We start from the raw sequence: 18,110 nt of genomic DNA, 5'->3' as shown, positions 1-18,110 counted from the left end.
CCATCTTGCAAAGGAGTTTTCTATGAGCGCCTTCTTCGCCTTTTTTGACGCCGTCTCCCAGGCCTTTCGCAGCTTCCTGGGGGCTGCCAACGACTTTTTGTACAGCTTTATCCTGATTTTCTTGCTGGTCATCGCCGGGCTCTACTTCACCGTTCGCACCCGGTTTGCCCAGTTTCGGCTGCTGCCCGACGCCATACGCTCCATGACCGAGCGCCGGGAGAAGGGGACGGTCTCCTCCTTTCAGGCGCTGATGATCTCCACCGCCTCTCGGGTGGGCACCGGCAACATCGCCGGGGTGGCCACCGCCATCGCCCTGGGGGGTGCGGGGGCCGTCTTCTGGATGTGGGTCATGGCCCTGGTGGGGGCCGCCTCCGCCTTTGCCGAGAGCACCCTCGCCCAGATCTACAAGGTGCGGCGGGACGGCGAGTACCGGGGCGGCCCGGCCTACTACATCCAAAAGGCCCTGGGCAAGCGCTGGCTGGGGGTCCTGTTTGCCGTCCTCCTCATCGCCTGCTTTGCCTTTGGCTTCAACGGGCTGCAATCCTACACCATCACCTCGGCCTTCGCCCCCTACTTCGGGGCCTCGCTGGCCCCCTACGCCCCGGCTATCATCGGCCTGGTGCTGGCGGCGGGCACCGCCCTGGTCATCTTCGGCGGCACCCAGCGCATCGGCTTCATCACCTCCTTCATCGTCCCGGTGATGGCCATCATCTACATGGCCCTGGGCTTTGTCATCATCGGCCTGAACATCCAAAAGCTGCCCCAGGTCCTCTCCCTCATCCTCTCCCAGGCCTTTGACCTGCGGGCCATCGCCGGCGGTTTTGCCGGCTCGGCCATCGTCATCGGCATCAAGCGGGGGCTCTTCTCCAACGAGGCGGGGATGGGCAGCGCCCCCAACGCCGCCGCCACCGCCCAGGTCTCCCACCCGGTGAAACAGGGCACGGTGCAGGTTTTGAGCGTCTTTATCGACACCCTGCTCATCTGCACCACCACCGCCTTCATCCTCCTCTTCTCCGGGGTGCAGGGGTCGGAGAGTCTCAACGCCCTCCCCTTCGTGCAGGCGGCGGTGGGCAGCCAGGTGGGGCAGTGGGGCGTCGGCTTCATCGCCTTTTCGGTGCTGGCCTTTGCCTTTAGCTCCATTGTGGGCAACTACTGCTATGCGGAGGGGAACCTCCTCTTCATCCGGGACAACAAGGCCCTCCTCACCGCCTTTCGCTGGGTGGCGGTGGCCGCCGTCTTCTTCGGCGCCCAGGCCGACTTTGCCACTGTCTGGGACCTGGCCGACGTCCTCATGGGACTGATGGCCATCGTCAACATCGTCTCCCTCTTCGCCCTGTCGAAGACCGTCTCCCTGGCCGAGCGGGACTACACCCGCCAGAAGAGGGAGGGCAAGGGCAAAGACCCGGTCTTTCGCCCCGCCCAGATCGGCATCACCGGCGCCGACTGCTGGGAGGATGGCACTCAGCAATGACCCGCTTTGCAAAAAAAGGGGGGCCGCTCATCGCGAGCGGCCCCTCTCTTTTTGTTTTAGGCGTGGCGGATTCCTGCGTGGCGGGCGATCTCCTCGTCCAGGGTGCAGAGGTCGTCGACCGACAGCTCGTCCACCCGGCGGTGGCCGCAGATGCGGCAGAAGGTCTTGATCTCCTCGCAGCTGCCCCGCAAAAACCGCTCCACCCGCCGGGTGCCCTCCTCCCCATCCAGCCGCTTGCGGAGGACGGGGTCCTGGGTAGCGATCCCCATGGGGCAGCAGCCGCTGCCGCAGATGCGGTACTGGCGGCACCCCAGGGCCATCAGCGCCGAGGAGGCGATGGCCACCGCGTCGGCCCCCATGGCCAGGGCCTTGGCGAAGTCGGGGCCGGTCCGCAGCCCCCCGGTGATCACCAGCTCCATCTCCAGCCGGTGGATGTCCAAAAACCGGCGGGCCCGGTGCAGGGCGTAGATGGTGGGCAGGCTGGTGCTGTCCCGCAGAAAGCGGGGGCTGGCGCCGGTGGCCCCGCCCCGGCCGTCAATGGTGATGAAATCCGCCCCCGACTGGGCGATGAAGGCCAGGTCCTCCTCCAGGTGGCCGGCGGCGATCTTCACCCCGATGGGCCGCCCCTGCGAGCGGTCGCGCAGCCGGCTCACCAGGGCCCGCAGGTCGCCGGGGGTCTCGATGCCGGGGAAGCGGGAGGGGCTGTGGATGTCCTCCCCCACGGGCTTGCCCCGCAGGGCGGCGATCTCGGCGGTCACCTTCTCCCCCGGCAGGTGGCCCCCCATCCCCGGCTTGGTCCCCTGGCCGATCTTGATTTCGATGGCGGCGGCCCGGCGCAGGTTCTCGTCGATGGCGCTGTACCCGTTGGGGGGGTACTCGTAGAGGTAGGTGGCGGCGGCCGCCTGCTCCTCGGGCAGGATGCCCCCCTCCCCCGAACAGGCGGCGGTGCCGGCGGCAGTGGCCCCCTTGGCCAGGGCGACCTTGGCCTCCCGCGACAGGGCGCCGAAGGACATGTGGGAGATGTAGAGGGGCATGGAGAGGGCCATCGGCTTTTGGGCGTGCCGCCCGATCACCGTCTCGGTCGCCACCGGCTCCTCGTCGAGCAGGGGCAGCCGCGCCAGCTGCCCGCCCAGGAAGAGGATGTCCTCCCACCGGGGCAGGGGCAGGGTGGTGGCCATGGCCGCCGTCTCGCTCACCCCGGTGCGGGCCAGGCGGTCGATTTCCGCCAGGTGGGGGTCGGCGTCGGGGCTCCCCGGCGCCGACCCCTCCTCTCCGCCCGCCGGCGGGGGCGCTTCCTCCACCCGCTCAAACAGCGCCTTGGGGGCGGTGCAGCGGGGGCAGCGCCACCCCTCCTCCAGCTGGACAAAGGGGCGGCCCTCCTCCCCCTCGTCATAGATATATCCGCAGACGGAACACCGGTATTTGGCCATGGGGACATCCCTCCTTTTGTCCATTGTACCCCGCCCCCGCCCAAAGCGCCAGGGCGCCGGCCGCACCTTGTGGAGAAGGGCGAAAAGCGCCCCCTCTTTTTGGGCAGAACGCGCTGATTGGGCGTTTGTCCCCTTTTTTTGCAAAGGCCGATTGCGCCCCGGCGTTTTTCCGTGCTATCATAGAACCGGCAATACCCCAACCGGAAAAAAGGACAGGAGGAAATAGGCAGAAATGAGCACCCTCTACATTGTCGCCGGGCTGCCCGGAACCGGCAAGACCACCCTTTCCGAGTACCTGCAAAGGGAGCTGGGCGTCCCCCTCTTTTGCAAGGACAAGATGAAGGAGATCCTCTTTGACGTGGTGGGCTTTCAGTCCCCCCAGGGCAAGGAGCAGCTGGACCGCGCCAGCACCGAGATCCTCTACTACGACGCCCGCCGCTGCCTGGAAGCCGGGGGCGACGCCATGATCGAGAGCAACTTCAAGGCCTGCGATCTCCCCGACGTGGAGAAGTTGGCCGCCGAGTTTGGCTGCCGCTGCGTCACCCTCTACCTCACCGGCGACCTGCGGGTCATCTTTGACCGGCTCTGCGCCCGCAACCACGCCCCCGACCGCCACCCGGCCCACGCCATCGACGACCACTACCCCCTCCTCCCCGGCGAGAGCGACCCCGCCACCATCTTGGAGGACTGGGACGAGTTTGAGGCCATGGTGACGAGCTGGGAGGTGGAGAAATTCCACCTGGGCCCGGTGGTCACGGTGGACACCACCGACTTTTCCAAAGTCGACTTCCCGTCCGTGCTGGCAGAGCTGCGGGCCTGCCTGCAATAACCGCACAGAGAAAAAGGAGGAACCAGACCAATGGCAATCAACTACCGCCCCTTCCCCAAGGACTTCATGTGGGGGGCCTCCACCAGCGCCTACCAGGTGGAGGGCGCCGCCGAGGAGGACGGCAAGGCCCTCTCCCAGCAGGACGTCATCAACCGCCGCCCCGGCGTGGCCGACGCCTCCCTGGCCAGCGACCACTACCACCGCTTTAAGGAGGACGTGGCCCTGATGAAAGAGCTGGGGATGACCTCCTACCGCTTCTCCATCTCCTGGTCGCGGGTCTTCCCCCAGGGAAATGGGGAGCCCAACCCCAAAGGGGTGCAGTTCTACCGCGACCTCATCGACGAGCTGCTGGCAAACGGCATCACCCCCATCCCCACCCTCTACCACTACGACATGCCCCTGGCCCTGGTCGAAAAGTACGACGGCTGGATCAGCAGGGAGAGCGTGAAGGACTTTGCCCACTACGCCCGCTTCATCATCAACGAGTTCAAGGACAAGGTCAAGTACTGGACCACCATCAACGAGCAGAGCATCATCGTTCAGTTCTGGACCCAGAAGTGCCTGATCCCCGAGAAGTACCTGGACGACCCCCAGATCCGCTACCAGATCAACCACCACCTCAACCTGGCCCACGCCACCGCCTGCAAGCTGGTGCACGAGCTGGTCCCCGGCGGCATGGTGGGCGCGGCCATCAACACCGCCCCCATCTACGCCCTGACCTCCAAGCCCGAGGACGCGCTGGGGATGCTCAACGCGGTGGACTTCCGCACCCTCTTCTACTTAGACGTCTACTTCAAGGGGGAGTACAGCAAGGCCTCCATGATCTACCTGGAGGAGCACAACATGGCCCCGGTGATCGAGGAGGGGGATCTGGACCTCTTTAAAGAGGGGTACTCCGACTTCCTGGCCTTCAACTACTATTCCAGCGACTGCGCCCGCAGCGCCGGCGATGCCACCGAGCGCACCGAGCAGGGGGTCAACTGGACCGGCAAGAAGGGGGAGATCGAGTCCTACGAGACCGAGCCCGACTTCTTCCAGATCGTCCGAAACCCCGCCTGCGACACCACCGATTGGGATTGGGCCATCGACCCCGTCGGCCTGGAGTTCATCCTCCGTGACATCTACGCCCGCTACGGCAAGCCGCTGATGATCACCGAAAACGGGATGGGCGCCTACGACACCCTCACCGACGACAAAAAGGTGCACGACAGCTACCGCATCGACTACCTGCGCGCCCACATCCAGGCCATCCAGCGGGCCATGCACTACGGCGTCGAGGTGCTGGCCTACAACCCCTGGTCGTTCATGGACCTGCTCTCCACCTCCAACGGCTACAAAAAGCGCTACGGCTTTGTCTATGTGGACCGGGACGAGGAGGGCGGCAGCTGCGAGCGCATCAAGAAAGACAGCTACTACTGGTACCAAAAGGTTATCGCCACCAACGGCGCCGACCTGGACTAAAAGCCCCGCCCCTGGCGGCGGGGCCGAGAGAGGAGGGGACAGCTGTGCCCAAGCGCTGCGTCATCTGGGACTGGAACGGCACCCTCTTTGACGACCTGGACGTCTGTATCCAGGTGGAAAATGAGCTGTTGGCGGAGCGGGGGCTCCCCCCAATCCCCAGCCGGGAGGCCTACCTGCAGGTGTTCACCTTTCCGGTGCGGGACTACTATCAGCGGCTGGGGTTTGATTTTTCCGCCGAACCCTACGAGGCGGTGGCGGCCGACTACATCCGCCGCTACGAGGCCGCCTGTTCCGCCTGCGCCCTCTGCCCGGGGGCGGAGGAGGCGCTGGCCGCCTTAGAGGAGCGGGGGCTCTGCCAGGTGCTGATCTCCGCCTCCGGGCGGCGGAGTCTGGCCCACCAGATGGCTCCCTTCTCCATCGCCTCCCGCTTTTCGGCCATCCTCGGGGTGGAGCACGACCTGGCCCACGGCAAGCGCGGCCTGGCGGAGGGCTGGCTGGCCCAGAGCGGTTTTTCGCCCGACCAGCTGGTGGCTGTGGGGGACACCCTTCACGACCTGGAGGTGGCCCGCGCCCTGGGCTGCGACTGCATCCTGGTAGAGGGCGGCCACCAGAGCCCCGCGGCGCTGCGGGCCTCGGGGGCGCCGGTCATCCCCACCCTCGCCCAGCTGCCCGTTCTGATCGACAGCCTGGGAAAATAGCGGCCCTTTGCCCAAAAATAAAGAGAGAGCCGGCGGTCAAACGACCGCCGGCTCTCCTATTGCAGCGTTCGCGCCCCGCTTCTCCGTTTTTGTCGGGGGAGACAAATGGCCTTGGCACACGGGTTGCGTGAAGGGGAGGGCGCCGAAGGCGCAAAGAAGGAAACTCTTTGGGCTGGGGCGGCGCGAACCGCGCTCCCGGATCGCTGGGCTGCCGGTGTCAGCGGGTGCAGCGCGCTCCCGAAATTTCGGTGCCCCTTGCGGCGCAGAGGCGGTACGAGCCCCTTTTGAACTCGTGCCGGCCAGCCGTTTTACCGGCGACTTTGTTTTTTGCAGACAAAAACCTCTTCACTCCACCCGGATTTCGATGCGGGTCAGGTAGCGCTCGGGGTCCCTGGTCGAGTCCGCCGACAGCAGCCGCGACTCGTAGCTGCCGCTGGTGATTTGCAGCCCCTTCCGGGCGATGTAGGACAGCAGCAGGCCGTAGCTCTCCCAGGCCGAGTCGTAGTACCCCCGGTGGTGGATGATGGCCCAGCGACCCGCCGGTTCCAGGTGCTCCTTCTCGTCGCCGGTGGGGGCGGGGTGCTCCATGGCGTAGTAGCTGGCGCTGAAATAGTCCCCCGCCTCCAGCCGCTCCCGCGAGACCCCGGCCCCCGACGAGTTGCCCTGCCCGTACTGGTGGGCCCGGCAGTAGCGGGAGAGGACGGCGGCGGTCTGGGCGTAGCTGGCCGGGGTGATGGGGGCGGAAAAGGGCTCCAGCAAAAAATGGCGCGGTCCCCGCCGCTCCACCCAGGGGGAGAAGGGCGGGTGGCTCTGGGCCAAGAGGGCCAGCTGTCGCTTCCGCCGCACCGATTCCCGCAGGTACTCCAGCCGCGCGATCTCCCGGTCCAGGTGGCGCTCCTCCTCTTCCAGCAGGGGGAGGAGACCGCCCTCCTCCCCCTCCAGCAGGCGGCTGCGGATCTCCGCCAGGGGGGCCCCCAGGTCCCACATGGTGAGGATGGTCTCCAGCTCGTCGTACTGCAGGTGGGAGTAGTAGCGGTAGCCGTTTTCGCCCACCACCTGGGGGGAGAAGATGCCCTCTCTGTCGTAATAGATCAAAGTTTGGCGGGAGACCCCGCACATCTGGGCGAACTGGCTGACGGTAAAGAGGGAGCGCCTGCCTTTTTCCACAAAATCCCCTCCGATTCTTTGTGCAAAAAATATTCGCAAATCCGATTGACTGTATAGTTCCTATATAGTTTATCATACATTCAGGGAAAGAAAAAGGAGGATGCTCGATGAAATCGATTCCCGCCGTTTTGTTGGTGGACACTGGGGTGGACGACGCCTTTGCCATCGCCCTGGCGGCCCGCAGCCCGCAGATCGACCTGCTGGGGCTGGTGGCCTCGTTTGGCAACAGCAAGCTGGAAAACACCCTGCAAAACACCCTCTGGCTCACCCAGCTGCTGGGGGTGCAGACGCCGGTCTGCAAGGGGTCGGCCCACGCCTTTTGCGAGCCCGACTGGGTGCCGGAGGAGGGGGTCGTCAACTGCCACGGCGACCGGGGACTGGGCCCGGTGGTGGCCCCCGCCACCCTTGCCGCCACCCCCGCCAGCGAGGACGCGGTGGCCTTTTTGGCCGGTATCCTGGAGAGGAGCGAGGAGCCGGTGGCCCTCATCCCGGTGGGCCCCCTCACCGACGTGGCCCGCTTTGTGGTGGCCCGCCCCGACCTCATCCCCAAGATCCGGGTGATCTCCCTCATGGGGGGCGCGGGCCGGGGCGGCAACGTCACCCCCTTTGTCGAGGCCAACATCTCCAGTGATCCGGAGGCGGCCGCCACCGTCTTTGGCTGCGGGGCACCCATCGTCATGTGCGGCCTCGACTGCACCCGGGACTGCGTGGTCACCGCCGCCATGGTCGAGGAGCTGCGTGCCGAAGGCGAGGGCGAACTGGCCCAGGTCCTCTGCGACAGCGGGGCCTTCTACCTCTCCATCGACGAACTGCTCCACGACCCCCTGGCCGTGGCCTGCCTCATCGACGAGGGGGTGCTGCGGACGGAGGAGCACTACGTGGACATCTGCCTGACCCCCGGCGAGCACCGGGGTCAGACGGTGGTGGACTGGGAGGACCGGCTGGGCCGCCCTGCCAACGTGCAGGTGGGGGTCGCCGCCGACCCCCAGCGCTTTTGGCAGCTGGTCTCGGCCGCGGTCAAGGGCACCCTCTAGACGGGCGCACCGCCTGTTTTGCGGCGGGCAGCCGCCGGAAAGGAATGTGAAAAGATGAAACCGATCCCCGTTATTTTGGACGTGGACACCGGGGTGGACGACGCCGTCGCCATCACCCTGGCCGCCCGCTGCCGATCCATCAAGCTGCTGGGGCTGGTGGCCTCCTTCGGCAACCGCCCCCTGCACTACACCCTGCGCAATACCCTCTGGCTCAAGGAGCTATTGGCCCTGGATGTGCCGGTCTGCAAGGGGGCGGCTGTCCCCCTCTGCCAGCCCGACCGCCCCGAACTCGAGGACAGCGAGCACATCTTCCACGGCAAGGAGGGGATGGGGAACGCCGTTCCCCCGCCGTCCCTCGCCGCCGCCCCCGACAGCGACGACCCGGTGGCCTTTCTGGCCGACTTGCTGGAAAAAAGCGAGGAGCCGGTGGCCCTGGTGCCGGTGGGCCCCCTCACCAACCTGGCCCGCCTGGTCACCGCCCGCCCCGACTTGATCGAGAAGATCCGGGTGATCTCCCTCATGGGGGGCGCGGCCAAGGGGGGCAACGTCACCCCCTATTCCGAGGTCAACATCTACAACGATCCCGAGGCGGCCGCCACCGTCTTTGCCTGCGGGGCCCCCATCATCATGTGCGGGTTGGATTGCACCAGAGACTGTTACCTCACCGACGGGGAGCGGGCGCAGCTGCGCCAGGCCCACCGGGACCCCCTCTCCCAGGTCCTCTGCGACGGGCTGGAGTGGTACGCCGCCTCCAACGCCCGCTTTGGCGAGAACTGCGTCATCCACGACGCCCTGGCGGTGGGCTGCCTGGCCTACCCCGAACTGCTGCACACCAGCCCTTACTATGTGGACATCTGCCTGACCCCCGGCGAGCACCGGGGCCAGACGGTGGTCGACTGGGAGGGCGCCACCGGCCGGGCGGCCAACGTCCAGGTGGGTCTGCGGGCCGACCGCGACCTCTTCGTCCAGCTGGTGCAAAAGAGCTTTGAAGGCGCCTTCTAGCGCCCTTCAAATACACAATCACCTCTCCCATATCAGGGGGCGGGGCCTGCCAGCCCCGCCCCCTCTCGCGTTTGCTGAAAAAGGGACAAAAAAGGGGGGCGCGACAGCAGTTGTCGCGCCCCCCTTTACAGGTGGCAATTTGACCGGTGGCTTACTTGCCGGCGGCCTGGTCCATCTCGTAGAGCTTTTTGATGGTCTCGCAGCCCATCAGGGACAGGGTCTTGATGTTGTCCTCGCTGTGGTCGAGGGCCTGCTCGGGCTCGTACTCGCCCTCGTCCTCCTGGGAGTCGATGATGTTGTCCAGGGTCACGGCCATGGCGCCGCCGCGCAGCCCCCAGATGCGGGTGAGCACCAGCACGATGCTGGTCTCCATCTCGCCGCCCATGACGTTGAGTCTCTTCAGGTCGGGGTAGAAGTTCTCCCAGCGGGACTGCCAGAAGCCGTTAAAGGCGCTGCCCGGCTTCGGGTAGTTGGCGTAGAAGGTGTCCTGGGTGCGGGTGGTGCCCACGTGGTAGGGCAGGCCCAGCTCCTTGGCGGCCCGGACGGCGGCCTCGACGGTATCGTGGTCGGCCACGGCGGGGAAGGGGCCGGGGGCGTAGTGGTAGGAAGTTCCGTCGTAGCGGCAGGCGGAGTCAAAAATCTGCATGTCGCCCTTCTTCACGTAGTCCTGGAAGGTGCCGCAGGTGCCGATGCGGATGAAGTTCTTCACCCCGCAGCGGGCCAGCTCTTCCATGGCGATGGCGGTGGAGGGGCAGCCCATACCGGTGCTGGTGCAGGAGATGGGGACGCCCTTGTAGACGCCGGTGTAGGTCACGTGCTCCCGGTTGTCGGCCACGAAGTGGGCCTCATCCCAGTAGCTGGCGACGATGGGCACCCGCTTGGGGTCGCCGGGCAGCAGCACGTAAGGGGCCACATCTCCCTCTTTGATTTTCAGGTGGTATTGAAGAGACATTGAATCTTCCTCCTAGACGTTTTATTCCAGGCGGTCGCCCGCCCGTTTTACAAAGTGAGACGCCATCTTCGCAAGCGTTTTCTCCACCTCCATCATAGCCGGAGAAGGGGCGTTTGTAAAGACGAAAAAAGAGACTTTTTGTTTTTGAAGGGAGAATTTGCCGGGCCGTCTAGGCCTCGGCTCCCGCCTCTTCGGGGGCCTCTTCCCCGCTGTCGGAGACAATGGCCTTCTCCTTCCAGCCGCCCTGGAAATACCGCCAGAAGGCGATGATCACCTCGGTGAGGGAACCGAGGGCGATGGAGAACCAGATGGCGGCAAAGCCCACCTTGGGGGCCAGGGCGAAGACGCAGATGGTGCGCAGCACCATCCCCGTGAGGGTGCAAAAGACCAGCAAATTCATATCTCCCGCGCCCTTGAGCATCCCCTCGCCGGTGAACATCAGCCCCTGGATGAAGAGGATGAAGGCCATGTGCACCAGGTGATAGGTGCCCCAGTTGATGACCTCGGCGGCGCCCTCCACCTCGCGGTTGACGAAGATGCCCACCAGGTTGGGCCCGAAGAGGAGCAGCAGCACACAGGAGGCGGCGGCGAAGATCAGCACCATGATGAGGGCGCTCTTGAAGCCCTTTTTCACCCGCTCCATCTTCCCAGCGCCGATGTTCTGCGCCACAAAGGTGGAGACGGCCATCCCCAGGTTCATGATGGGCATGCCAGCGATGGACTCGATCTTGTTGGCAGCGGTGTAGCCGCTCACCAGCATCGGCCCAAAGCCGTTGATCACCGTCTGGCAGAGGACCGAGCTGATGGAGACCGAGAGCTGCTGCAGCATGGAGGGGATGGCCAGCCGCACGATGGTGCGCAGCATCTCGGTGCTGAAGACCCGGTGGTCCGCCCGCTTTTCAAACTGCCCCAAGCGGTTCATCAGGTGGATAAAGGAGAAGACCGCGCAGATGCCCTGGGCGATCATGGTGGCCCAGGCCACCCCGGCGACCCCCATCCCGAACTGGATGACAAAGAGCAGGTCCAGCCCGATGTTCAGGAAGGAGGAGAGGATCAGGTAGTACAGCGGGGTCTTGGAGTCCCCCAGCGCCCGAAAGGTGCCGGCGATGGTGTTGTACATGAACATGAAGGTCAGGCCGAGAAAGTAGATGAACAGGTACTCGGTGGCCATGTCGATGGTCTCGGGGGAGGTGCGCATCCATTTGAGCACCGTCCCCGAGGCGGCCATCCCCAAAATCGAGAGGGCGATGGAGACCACCAGGTTGAAGATCAGCGAGGTGGTCACCGACATCCGCACCGAGCCGTAGTCCTTGGCCCCCAGGTATTGGCTGGTGACCACCGAACAGCCCATCCCCAGGCCGCTGGCCACCGCGATGGCCACAAAGACGATGGGGAAGGTGCAGCCCACGGCCCCCAGGGCGCTGGGGCCCACAAAGTTGCCCACCACGATGGAGTCGACCATGTTGTACAGCTGCTGGAACAGGTTGCCCAGGAACATGGGCAGGGTAAAGAAAAACAGGGTTTTGGCAATCGGCCCCTTGGTCATGTCGGTATGCCGTTTTTTGGGCCGGGCAATCGCTTCTGCCATTTCACATCCTCCTCTTTTTTCCGCCTGTCGGCGCACAGACCGCCCTTCCCCAAAGGGGTCTTTCCACAAAAAGGGGGCGGGCGCCCGGGCGCAGCTGCGCCAGATGCCCGCCACCATACCGTCTGCGATCGCGCCGCCCTCTGCGGGCGGAAATTGCGTTGTTTTTACGTTCTCTTCTATGATATCAAGTTGGACAAACCCTGTCAACGGCAAAACCCCAGACTTGTGCTTTCGCCAAAAACTGGTACAATGATTTTATCCAACTGTACAAAAAATTGCCCTGCTTAAAAGAGGGGAGAGGGGGAAGAGCGCCGTGAGGAGAAGGGGGGAGCGCGCCCGGCTGCTGTGCGAGGGGGCCCGCCGCCGCTACCAGCTGGTGGGGGCGGCGCTGTTGGGCTACGCCCTCCTCCCCCTGGCGCTGGGGTTCCTCTCCCTCCTCGGCTGGGAGATCACCTCCCTCCTGGGGGGGAACACGGCCCCCGGCGACCCCAGTCCCACCTGGCAGGGGGCGGCCGGGCTGCTCTCGGCCCTCCTTTCGGGCGCATTGCCCTTTTGGTGGCTGCGCCGGCAGTTGGGGCTGGCCCCCGTCTGGCGCCGGACCCCACTGCCGGCGGGGACGTGGCGGTGCTTTGGGGGGCGCTGTCTGGTGCTCTTGGGGCTCAACACCCTCGCCACCGCTGCGGCCGAGGCGCTGGCCGGGCTGCTTCGGGGGTGGGGACTGGCCCCCGTCAGCCCCGACTTCTCCCTCACCGGGGGTGCGCCCGCCCTCTTTTTGCTGCTGACGGCGGTGGCGGCGGCCCCCCTGGTGGAGGAGTACGCCTTTCGCGGGGTGCTGCTGCGGGCCCTCGCCCCCTGCGGCCGCCGCTTTGCCATTGTCGTCTCCGCCCTCCTCTTCGCCCTGGCTCACGGCAACCTGCCCCAGGGACTGCCCGCCTTTGTCATCGGGCTCTATCTGGGGTATCTGGCCGACCAGACCGGCTCCCCCCTCTACACCGCCGCCCTCCACCTGCTCAACAACGCCGTGGCCCTGGCCCTCCCCCTGCTGGAGGGGGGCTGGGCCCTCCTCTATCTGTTGGTCACGGCCGGGGCGGCGGCGGTGGCAGCCGTCCTCTACGGCGGCAGGCTCTTCTGCCGGGAGGTCGCCCTCCCCCCAAACGACCCCGCTGTCCCGCGGGAGTGGCGGTGGCCCGCCCTGCTGCGCAGCCCGGCGATCTGGCTGGCCCTGGGCTACTACCTGCTGGGCTTCATCCTCTCCACCCTGCCGTGAGAGAAAGACAAAAAAGGGGGACGCCTGCAGGCGCCCCCCTTTTTTGTCGTTTTTTTCTCTATTCCGGCATCTCCGGCACCTTGCCGGCGGCAAATTCCTTGACCATGATCCCCTTGATCAGCTCGGTGGCGCGCTCTTTTTTGCAGGAGCAGAGGTAGCGCACCCCCTGCAACAGGTACATCAGCCGGGTGTCCGGGTCGTCGGGGAAGTAGGTGCGGCTGTCGCGGTAGGCGGCCATCAGCCGGTGGCAGTTGGGGTCGCCCATGCCGATGTCCTCGATGGACATGATGACCATCCGCTTGAAGAAGTACTCCTCAAAGTCCCGCCCGGAGAGGAAGCCGTCGCAGGCCACCATCAGGGCCTCGTGCTCCATGGCCCGGCGGATGCACTTTTGGAAGGCGGCCAGGATCAGGTCGGCGGAGACCCCGCTGCGGGCGTTGAAGTGCTCCCAGGCAATGTAGCCGGGGGCCTTGTACTTTTCGCCGTGGCCGTATTCGGGGGTCAGGATCTCCCGCAGCCGGGCGATGTAGGGCTCGGCCACCCCCTCCAGGGCGGGCACCACCTTGGAGCCGCCGTCGGGGTCGAGGAAGTCCAGCGGGGTGCGACCCCACTCCACCCCCAGACGGGTGTGGTGGTCGTAGCAGAAGTCGGGGATCACCGGCTGCGCGCCCCCGTCCAGGGCGCCGCGGATCTCTTTCGCCACCGCCTCCAGCGAGTCGTCCCGCCCGCAGGCGCAGAGGTAGCGGATGGCCTGCACAAAGCAGAGGCAGTGCATCCCGCCGCCGGCGGGGTTGTAGATCTCGGTGGTCTCCTTGATTTTGCGCAGGCTGTGCACCTGCTCCACCGCGTAGGGGTCTGCCAGCCCCACCTCCCGCAGGGCGATCTGCATCAGCTCGTCCCAGATGCGGCCCTCCCAGTCCTCGCTGGTGCGGTACATGTCAAAGGCCACGTCGCAGGCGCGATCCACATCCCCCGCCACCACGTAGTGGCGCAGGGCTTGCAGGGCCTTGGGGCCGGGGATGCCGGCGCGCGTCAGGGTGTGGGCGAGCATATCGTAGGCTTTTACAGGCATAGGGGTTCCCTCCGTTTCAAAATCGGTGCGGCGGGCGCAAAAAAAGGGCGCCTCTGGCGCCGGTCGATCCCACTTCGCACCGCGCGGCGGCGCCCGCAAAATTGCCCGGCAGGGGGCCAGATGGGCAGCGCGCAGTCGCACTGTGTCACCTGCATGGTAACACGTCTGTTTCCCCAGCACAACCGCTCCCCCCCATTTTCAGCGCTTTGGCCGGGGCGGGAGCAGGGGTTTTGTGCAATTTGTGCAAACGTTTTTACAAAGGAGAAGCCCCCTAAAAGTGGGGCGAGTACCCCCGCAGCAGTGCCTCGGTCTGGGGATTTTGGGGGTCGAGGTGGCGCACCAGGGCCCAAAACCGCTCCCCGTGGTCGGGGTAGAGAAAGTGGGCGTACTCGTGTACCAGCACCCCACAGAGGCATTGGCGGGGCAGGTGGAGGAGAAATTTGTTGAGGGTGATCTGCCCCTTTTGGGTGTGGCAGGTGCCCCAGCGGGCGGTCATCCGCCGCCCTCGCACCTCGGCCCGGGGCACCCCCAGGGGGGCAAAGAGGGGGGCCACCTGGTCGTTGGCGTCGGCAAAGACCCGGGCGCTGCAACAGTCCACAAAGCGGGCGAAGGCGGCCTTGCGGCTCTCCTCCCGCGCGGGGTCCTCCACCTTTAAAAAGAGGATGCCCTCCCAGGCGAGGCCGGGCCCGTCGGGCTCGCTCGCCACCGGGGGCAGGGCCTGGCAGATGCGCAGGGTGTAGGGCTTGCCCAGCAGTTCCACCCGCTCGCCAGTCTGCACGTGCCGGGGCTGTTGGGCCTGGGCGGCGCGGCGGGCCATCCGCTCCTGGGCGCGGGCGATCCAGCGGGACTTCTGGCGCAAAAACGCCTCCACCGCCGACAGGGGGCAGCCCGCCGGGTAGGAGACCAGCACCTGCCCCTCCCGGTCGATGCGCACGTTGATGTTTTTGACCCGCTTGCGCTCGCAGCGGTAGCGGAGGATCCCGCTCTCGGTCTCCAGGCTGCGCTCCATCGGCGGTTCCCCCTTTCCCATTTGGCGGCCTCTGCGGGCCGCGGCAAAAACAGACTGGGTCTATTGTATAGCAAAAGCCGGTTTGACACAATATGGAATCAGAGAAACCGGCGGGAAAGGGGCGGTACAGGTGAACAAGCAGCGGCAGCAGGGGAGGGGCGGGCCCTGGGCGATCGGCGCGGCCTACGGCTTTTACTACATGGCCTACACCGCCTCTTTCTCCTTTATGGCGGTCTTTTTGAAAAGCCGCTCCATCACCGACGCCCAGGTGGGCGTCGTCTACTCGCTGATGGCGGCGGTCAGCCTGGTGGCGCAGCCCCTCTTGGGCTACCTGGCCGACAGCAAGATCCCCGTCAAGTGGATCGTCCTCGCCCTCATGGGCGGGGCCATCCCGGTGGGGTTTCTGGTGCCCCTGGCCGCCTCGTCGTTCCCCCTGGCGGCAGCGGCGGTGCTGGCGCTGGCCTTTTTCGACCAGTCCCTGGTGACCCTGCTGGACTCCTGGACCACCCAGGCGGCCGAGAAGAACGCCCGCATCGTCTACAGCGTGGCCCGGGGGATCGGGGCATTTACCTGCGCGGTGTCCGGCTTTTTGGTGGGCAGGGCCATCTCCGCCTGGGGGGAGGGGACCATCTTCTGGCTGCACGCGGCCTTTATGGCCCCGGCCCTGGTGGCGGCCTCCCTCTTTGCCTCGGTGCCCTGCAAAAACCGCGCCGGTCAGCGGCGGGGGGAGGGGCACTACACCTTTTGGCAGGCGGGCAAGGCCCTCCTCAAAAATCGGGCTTTCGCCCTGCTGCTGGGGGGGCTGCTCCTGCTCAACATCGGCAACCGGGCGGTGGTCACCTACCTGCCCATGCTCATCGGCCAGTTCGGGGGCACGGCCGGCGACCAGGGGATGGCCGTCACCATGATGTCGGTGGGGGTCTTCCCCTTCATGCTCCTCTACCCCAAACTGGAAAAGCGGTTTTCCAACAAGAAGGTGCTCTTCTTCGCCTGCGTGCTGGTGGTGGGGCGCAGCCTCTCCTTCGCCCTGGCGAACTCCCTGCAGGTGGCCATCTACATGCAGCTGTTGGAGGCGGCGGCCCTGGGGCTCTACAACCCCGCCCTCATCCGCTACACCGCCTCGGTCACCCCCCAGCGGCTGCGCTCCTCGGCCATCGCCCTCTCGGCGGCGGTGCAGGTGGCCGTCTGCGGCATTGTGGGCAACGCCCTGGCCAGCCTCTTTCTGGCCTACGCCAGTCTGCGGATCATGTTCATCGTCTACACCGCCCTGGCGGCGGCGGGGCTCTGCCTGGTGGGCTTCAGCCTGCGCCAGAAGCCGGCGTCCGACCCCGGCGAGCGCCCCGCGGGGGCTTGAAAACGGGGGCCGCAGGCGCTACAATGACCAGTGAAGGCCCGCCCCGGGCCGGGAAAGGAGCCCGCCCCAAGATGGAGAGAGAAAAAATCGAGCGGATCAACGAGTTGGCCCACCTGGCCAAAGAGCGCCCCCTCACCGCGGAGGAGAGCGCCGAGCGCCAGGCCCTGCGCCAGGAGTACCTGGCCTACTGCCGCGAAAACCTGCGCAGCCAGCTCGACCGGGTCGTCCTGGTGGACGCCCAGGGAAACCAGACCCCTTTGAAAAAGAAGGGCGAGTAAAATCGCAACACCCAAGAGGGGGCGCTGTCACAAGACAGCGCCCCCTCTTTTTGTCGCCTGCGGCCTAATGGCCCATCTCCTCGCACACCAGCTGGGCAAAGCGCCGGGCCACCGGGTCCTGCGCCCGCTCCCGCCGGCAGAGCAGGGCCATCTCGCAGCCGGCCCCCGGCAGTTCCCGGCTCACCAGGCGGTACCCCTCCAGCTGGCTGGGGTGCAGGGGGATCCCCACCAGGTACCCCACCTGTTCGGCGGCCAGCCGCAGCCGCACCTCCCGGTCCTCCACCTCGATGCGGCGGGCGGTCGCCAGGCAACAGCGGTAATCGGCGGGGAAGTACCCCTCCAACTGGCCCAGGCCGCCGTAGAGGATGCAGGGGTATTCCAGCAGCCGTTCGGGGGTCAGCGGCCCCTCTGCCAGGGGGTGTTCCCGGGCGACGGTCAGGGCGAAGGGCTGTCTTCCCAGGGGGGTGCGGGCGATCTGCCGCCGCTCCAGCAGGGCGGCCTGCCCGGCGGCGCTGTCCCTGGGGGGACAGAGGACCACCGCCGTGTCCACGGCGCCCCGTCCCAGCTGCTCCACCGCTTCGCCCCACCCGCCCCGCTTCAGCTGCAGCAGGAGGGGGTGCCGCTCCCGGCACTCCTCGCACAGGCGGGCGAAGGCCCGCTCGGCGCGCAGGCTGGCCGGCGCCATCACCGACAGACGGCAGGGCTCCTCCCCGCCGGCCAGGGCGGCGATGGCCCCGGCCTCCTCCAAAATCACCTGGCCCCGGCGCAGCAGTTCCTCCCCCCTTGCGGTCACGGCGATGCCCTGGTTGCTGCGGGCAAAGACGGCAAAGCCCACCTCCTCTTCCAGCGCGCGGATCTGCTGGCTGACGTGGGGCTGCGAGAGATAGAGCTCCCGCGCCGCCTTGGAGATGGAGCGGTTTTTGGCCACTGCCGCCGCAATGATGAGCTGTTGTGTATTCATCTGGACCCCTCCTCTGCCGGCCCGCCCCCAATGGGGGGATAAAACATCCGTATGCCCCGCCCGGCCGCGGCGGTGGTATACTTCTCCTACACCCATCGTACCACACTTTTCCCCCAAAGGGAAAGGACCAGACAGAAAGGAAGAGAGAGATGGATCTGGCACAGCAAAAACAGCGGGCCCTGGCCGCCCTTGACCTCCGCGCCCCCCAACTGGCCGCCCAGGGCGACGCCATCTGGGACCGGCCCGAAACTTCGTTTGAAGAGCACTTTGCCGCCCGCACCCTGGCCGCGGCGCTGGAGGAGGCCGGCTTTGCCCTCACCTGGGGGCTGGGGGGACTGGAGACCGCCTTCTCCGCCGCCTTTGGAGCGGGCGGGCCGGTCATCGGCATCCTGGGCGAGTACGACGCCCTCTCGGGGATGAGCCAGCGCGCCGGGGCCCTTGCCCCCGACCCCCTTGTCCCCGGCGGGGGGGGGGGGGGGGGGGGGGGGGGGGGGGGGGGGGGGGGGGGGGGGGGGGGGGGGGGGGGGGGGGGGGGGG

16 protein-coding genes and 1 pseudogene are annotated in these 18,110 nt (G+C 66.5%); 10 read left to right on the top strand and 7 right to left on the bottom strand.

Annotated elements, in window-relative coordinates; translation table 11 throughout:
* Positions 1 to 22: 22 nt before the first annotated feature.
* Positions 23 to 1,471, top strand: coding sequence for an alanine/glycine:cation symporter family protein (locus tag ACTNAU_RS02855; protein ID WP_185915459.1), 1,449 nt, complete (start codon positions 23 to 25; stop codon positions 1,469 to 1,471).
* A 56-nt stretch (positions 1,472 to 1,527) separates the two neighbouring features.
* Here ACTNAU_RS02855 and ACTNAU_RS02850 read toward each other — a convergent pair whose 3' ends face one another.
* On the bottom strand, positions 1,528 to 2,901 hold the full coding sequence (locus ACTNAU_RS02850) for a glutamate synthase-related protein (protein ID WP_441097494.1): 1,374 nt from the start codon (positions 2,899 to 2,901) through the stop codon (positions 1,528 to 1,530).
* A gap of 232 nt (positions 2,902 to 3,133) precedes the next feature.
* On the opposite strand from ACTNAU_RS02850, the gene ACTNAU_RS02845 reads away from it, so the two are divergent.
* Genes ACTNAU_RS02845 through ACTNAU_RS02835 form a run of 3 tightly spaced genes read left to right on the top strand, consistent with a single transcriptional unit; the run spans position 3,134 to position 5,889 of the window.
* Entirely contained in the window at positions 3,134 to 3,730 is a 597-nt protein-coding gene (locus ACTNAU_RS02845) for an AAA family ATPase (RefSeq protein WP_441097493.1), read from the top strand.
* A 30-nt stretch (positions 3,731 to 3,760) separates the two neighbouring features.
* Positions 3,761 to 5,191, top strand: a complete 1,431-nt coding sequence (locus tag ACTNAU_RS02840; RefSeq protein WP_441097492.1) for a glycoside hydrolase family 1 protein — start codon at positions 3,761 to 3,763, stop codon at positions 5,189 to 5,191.
* 44 nt (positions 5,192 to 5,235) lie between these two features.
* Positions 5,236 to 5,889, top strand: a complete 654-nt coding sequence (locus tag ACTNAU_RS02835) for an HAD family hydrolase (protein WP_441097491.1) — start codon at positions 5,236 to 5,238, stop codon at positions 5,887 to 5,889.
* Positions 5,890 to 6,234: 345 nt separating this feature from the next.
* Here the strand turns inward: ACTNAU_RS02835 and ACTNAU_RS02830 are convergent, their stop codons facing one another.
* The gene (locus tag ACTNAU_RS02830) at positions 6,235 to 7,056 is read right to left on the bottom strand and encodes a MerR family transcriptional regulator (protein ID WP_441097490.1); all 822 of its coding nucleotides are present in this window, start codon (positions 7,054 to 7,056) and stop codon (positions 6,235 to 6,237) included.
* Positions 7,057 to 7,163: 107 nt separating this feature from the next.
* Between ACTNAU_RS02830 and ACTNAU_RS02825 the strand changes: the two genes are divergently transcribed.
* Both ACTNAU_RS02825 and ACTNAU_RS02820 read left to right on the top strand, forming a co-directional pair.
* On the top strand, positions 7,164 to 8,090 hold the full coding sequence (locus ACTNAU_RS02825; RefSeq protein ID WP_441097489.1) for a nucleoside hydrolase: 927 nt from the start codon (positions 7,164 to 7,166) through the stop codon (positions 8,088 to 8,090).
* 54 nt (positions 8,091 to 8,144) lie between these two features.
* Positions 8,145 to 9,092: a nucleoside hydrolase gene (locus tag ACTNAU_RS02820; protein ID WP_441097488.1), complete on the top strand. Its 948-nt coding sequence runs from the start codon at positions 8,145 to 8,147 to the stop codon at positions 9,090 to 9,092.
* A gap of 151 nt (positions 9,093 to 9,243) precedes the next feature.
* Here the strand turns inward: ACTNAU_RS02820 and ACTNAU_RS02815 are convergent, their stop codons facing one another.
* Entirely contained in the window at positions 9,244 to 10,044 is an 801-nt protein-coding gene (locus tag ACTNAU_RS02815; protein WP_185915467.1) for a nucleoside phosphorylase, read from the bottom strand.
* A 169-nt stretch (positions 10,045 to 10,213) separates the two neighbouring features.
* Positions 10,214 to 11,632 carry an MATE family efflux transporter gene (locus tag ACTNAU_RS02810; protein WP_185915468.1) on the bottom strand — a complete coding sequence of 473 codons (1,419 nt, stop codon included), beginning with the start codon at positions 11,630 to 11,632 and terminating at the stop codon, positions 10,214 to 10,216.
* 313 nt (positions 11,633 to 11,945) lie between these two features.
* Between ACTNAU_RS02810 and ACTNAU_RS02805 the strand changes: the two genes are divergently transcribed.
* On the top strand, positions 11,946 to 12,899 hold the full coding sequence (locus tag ACTNAU_RS02805) for a lysostaphin resistance A-like protein (protein ID WP_441097487.1): 954 nt from the start codon (positions 11,946 to 11,948) through the stop codon (positions 12,897 to 12,899).
* 58 nt (positions 12,900 to 12,957) lie between these two features.
* Here the strand turns inward: ACTNAU_RS02805 and ACTNAU_RS02800 are convergent, their stop codons facing one another.
* The gene (locus ACTNAU_RS02800; RefSeq protein WP_441097486.1) at positions 12,958 to 13,971 is read right to left on the bottom strand and encodes a hypothetical protein; all 1,014 of its coding nucleotides are present in this window, start codon (positions 13,969 to 13,971) and stop codon (positions 12,958 to 12,960) included.
* Positions 13,972 to 14,242: 271 nt separating this feature from the next.
* A complete protein-coding gene (locus tag ACTNAU_RS02795; RefSeq protein ID WP_216400736.1) occupies positions 14,243 to 14,980 on the bottom strand; it encodes a M48 family metallopeptidase in 738 nt (245 codons plus the stop codon).
* 130 nt (positions 14,981 to 15,110) lie between these two features.
* On the opposite strand from ACTNAU_RS02795, the gene ACTNAU_RS02790 reads away from it, so the two are divergent.
* Together ACTNAU_RS02790 and ACTNAU_RS02785 are read left to right on the top strand one after the other, a co-directional pair.
* Positions 15,111 to 16,334: an MFS transporter gene (locus ACTNAU_RS02790; RefSeq protein WP_441097485.1), complete on the top strand. Its 1,224-nt coding sequence runs from the start codon at positions 15,111 to 15,113 to the stop codon at positions 16,332 to 16,334.
* Between the two features lie 71 nt (positions 16,335 to 16,405).
* Complete coding sequence (locus tag ACTNAU_RS02785; protein ID WP_185915472.1) at positions 16,406 to 16,612, top strand: DUF896 domain-containing protein; 207 nt, start codon at positions 16,406 to 16,408, stop codon at positions 16,610 to 16,612.
* A gap of 64 nt (positions 16,613 to 16,676) precedes the next feature.
* Here ACTNAU_RS02785 and ACTNAU_RS02780 read toward each other — a convergent pair whose 3' ends face one another.
* Positions 16,677 to 17,573: a LysR family transcriptional regulator gene (locus tag ACTNAU_RS02780; RefSeq protein WP_441097484.1), complete on the bottom strand. Its 897-nt coding sequence runs from the start codon at positions 17,571 to 17,573 to the stop codon at positions 16,677 to 16,679.
* Positions 17,574 to 17,722: 149 nt separating this feature from the next.
* Between ACTNAU_RS02780 and ACTNAU_RS02775 the strand changes: the two are divergent.
* Positions 17,723 to 18,110: pseudogene (locus ACTNAU_RS02775) on the top strand (amidohydrolase); the annotation flags it as partial.

Origin of the sequence: Bittarella sp. HCP28S3_D9 (assembly GCF_052065655.1) — a bacterium.
GTDB classification, from domain to species: domain Bacteria; phylum Bacillota; class Clostridia; order Oscillospirales; family Ruminococcaceae; genus Bittarella; species Bittarella massiliensis.
Note: the sequence above shows the minus strand (reverse complement) of the source record. Positions and strands in the feature narration are given on the sequence as shown.

Coding starts and splice junctions, on each gene's coding strand:
- ACTNAU_RS02855 (WP_185915459.1), top strand. CDS start 23: ATGAGCGCCTTCTTCGCCTTTTTTGACGCCGTCTCCCAGGCCTTTCGC.
- ACTNAU_RS02850 (WP_441097494.1), bottom strand. CDS start 2,901: ATGGCCAAATACCGGTGTTCCGTCTGCGGATATATCTATGACGAGGGG.
- ACTNAU_RS02845 (WP_441097493.1), top strand. CDS start 3,134: ATGAGCACCCTCTACATTGTCGCCGGGCTGCCCGGAACCGGCAAGACC.
- ACTNAU_RS02840 (WP_441097492.1), top strand. CDS start 3,761: ATGGCAATCAACTACCGCCCCTTCCCCAAGGACTTCATGTGGGGGGCC.
- ACTNAU_RS02825 (WP_441097489.1), top strand. CDS start 7,164: ATGAAATCGATTCCCGCCGTTTTGTTGGTGGACACTGGGGTGGACGAC.
- ACTNAU_RS02820 (WP_441097488.1), top strand. CDS start 8,145: ATGAAACCGATCCCCGTTATTTTGGACGTGGACACCGGGGTGGACGAC.
- ACTNAU_RS02815 (WP_185915467.1), bottom strand. CDS start 10,044: ATGTCTCTTCAATACCACCTGAAAATCAAAGAGGGAGATGTGGCCCCT.
- ACTNAU_RS02810 (WP_185915468.1), bottom strand. CDS start 11,632: ATGGCAGAAGCGATTGCCCGGCCCAAAAAACGGCATACCGACATGACC.
- ACTNAU_RS02800 (WP_441097486.1), bottom strand. CDS start 13,971: ATGCCTGTAAAAGCCTACGATATGCTCGCCCACACCCTGACGCGCGCC.
- ACTNAU_RS02795 (WP_216400736.1), bottom strand. CDS start 14,980: ATGGAGCGCAGCCTGGAGACCGAGAGCGGGATCCTCCGCTACCGCTGC.
- ACTNAU_RS02785 (WP_185915472.1), top strand. CDS start 16,406: ATGGAGAGAGAAAAAATCGAGCGGATCAACGAGTTGGCCCACCTGGCC.
- ACTNAU_RS02780 (WP_441097484.1), bottom strand. CDS start 17,573: ATGAATACACAACAGCTCATCATTGCGGCGGCAGTGGCCAAAAACCGC.